The 2130-nt window shown below is 38.6% G+C and carries 1 protein-coding gene and 1 pseudogene; both read right to left on the reverse strand.

Translation table 11 applies throughout. The features are described from left to right. On the reverse strand, positions 1 to 1567 hold a 1567-nt coding region (locus AFK68_RS00590; RefSeq protein ID WP_143437377.1), incomplete at both ends, for a serine/threonine-protein kinase. A 1-nt stretch (position 1568) separates the two neighbouring features. Beyond that, positions 1569 to 1813: pseudogene (locus tag AFK68_RS40785) on the reverse strand (4-Cys prefix domain-containing protein); the annotation flags it as partial. Positions 1814 to 2130 lie beyond the last annotated feature (317 nt).

Here is a 2130-nt window from a genome sequence, read left to right on the forward strand (position 1 = left end):
CGCCACTAGCTAATATTTTCCCATCAGGACTAAAAGCAAGTGCATAAATATAATGTACTCCCTGATAATAATTACATAGATTTTTAACAGTATTACCTAAACTTAAATCCCAAATTTTAATAGTATTATCTTCACTACTACTCGCCAAAGTTTTCCCATCAGGACTAAAAGCGATCGCCCGCACTGGTCGTGAATGTCCGCTCAAAGTCATCATTACCTTCCCAAAGTTAGCATCATAAATATCATCCCCAAGTCGCCAAATTTTCACATTTTTATCTTTACTCGCACTAGCTAAAGTTTTGCCGTCTGGGTGAAAAGCGATCGCCGTTACTCCTCCAGAATGACCAAAATATTCTCCCCTACCCCAGTCACCAAGAATGCAAAGCAGTTTTCCTGTATTAATTTCCCAAAGTCTAATAGTTTTGTCATCACTCCCACTTGCTAATATTTTCCCATCCGGACTAAAAGCAACGGAGTTGACATAACCGGAATGTCCGCGCATAGTCAATATTTCTCTACCACTATCTACTTCCCACAACTTAATAGTTTCATCCTCACTCCCACTCGCTACAATTTTGTCATCCTTACTAAAAGCAACAGAGCAAACCCATTTTTGATGACCGATGAGAGTATGTATACATTTCCAAGTTTGACTCGGTACAGGTGCAGGCGTAACTTTTGGTGTTTGGAGAGCAGTTTTATCTTGAATAAGAGTTAAATTAACTGGAGCATCTGCACCTAGAGTTTCCATAACTTCATTAACAGACTGATAACGACGGTTGACTGCATTTTCCACCAGTTTATCCAAAACATCAGCCAATTTTTCGCTCACAGAATTATTCTGTAAATAACGTCGCCATACCCATGTTCCCTCTCCCACATCAAATAACTCAAATGGGGAAACTTTAGTTAATAGATGCAAGCAAGTCACTCCTAAACTATATAAGTCACTGGCAAATACCGCCTTGCCTCGGTTTTGTTCGGGAGCAGTATATTCAGGAGTGCCGATAGTTGTACCTGTTTTGAGGAGCGCAGTACCCAGAGCATATTTAGCAGCACCAAAGTCTACCAATACTAACTGGCGATCGCTATTTTGACGGCGAATAATATTTTCTGGTTTGATGTCGCGGTGAATAACATTATGAGAATGAATAAACCCCACCACTGGTAGTAAATTTTTCAGTAAACCCCTAATTTCCTCTTCCTTATAGGGCGCTTCAATGTTCAGCCCTTCAGCTAAGTTTTGTCCAGGGATAAATTCTTGTACTAAATATTGTCGCCCATCTTGAGTAAAGTGGGCCATGAGTTCAGGAATTTGGGAATGTTTGCCCAACTGGTCTAACCTCGTAGCTTCTTTTTCAAATAATTCGGCAGCTTTGTTAATATTATTTGTGCCTTGTGCAGCGGGAAAAAATTGTTTAATGACGCAGTAGGGTCTGGAGGGTTTGTCTTCGTCGATAGCTAAAAATGTTCTGCCAAAACCTCCTTGACCAATTAGGTTTAAGGGGCGATAGCGGTCTTTAAGTAATAGTTTTGAACCGCAATTTTGGCAATATTTATTAGAGTCNTCGGCAGCTTTGTTAATATTATTTGTGCCTTGTGCAGCGGGAAAAAATTGTTTAATGACGCAGTAGGGTCTGGAGGGTTTGTCTTCGTCGATAGCTAAAAATGTTCTGCCAAAACCTCCTTGACCAATTAGGTTTAAGGGGCGATAGCGGTCTTTAAGTAATAGTTTTGAACCGCAATTTTGGCAATATTTATTAGAGTCTGGGTTTTCGGGAATTTGACAGTTGGGGTTGAGGCAATAACTCATGCCGATAGATTTTTAGCTAACGATTATATTGATTATATTTGCAGGATTTTTGCAAGTTTTTTCCTTACTATATAATAGTTTTTGTGAGGATTTGCTGAAGTTAAGCATAAATTAATTTTTCTATTTTTTGAAAGCTTGTAGTATAGCTCTTATCCCTATCTATAGCTTAGGGCTAGAGCAATTCTACAAACAAATGCAAAATAACATTAGAAGTGGAAGAAGAAGATGAATAATTTAGATCGGGCAACAGTCGAATTAAATAATATTTTTCAGCAACATCTACAAACAATTGCTCCTACTAGATCGTTAAAAGATTG

This window comes from Hydrocoleum sp. CS-953, from assembly GCF_002260545.1.
Lineage (GTDB): Bacteria > Cyanobacteriota > Cyanobacteriia > Cyanobacteriales > Microcoleaceae > Trichodesmium.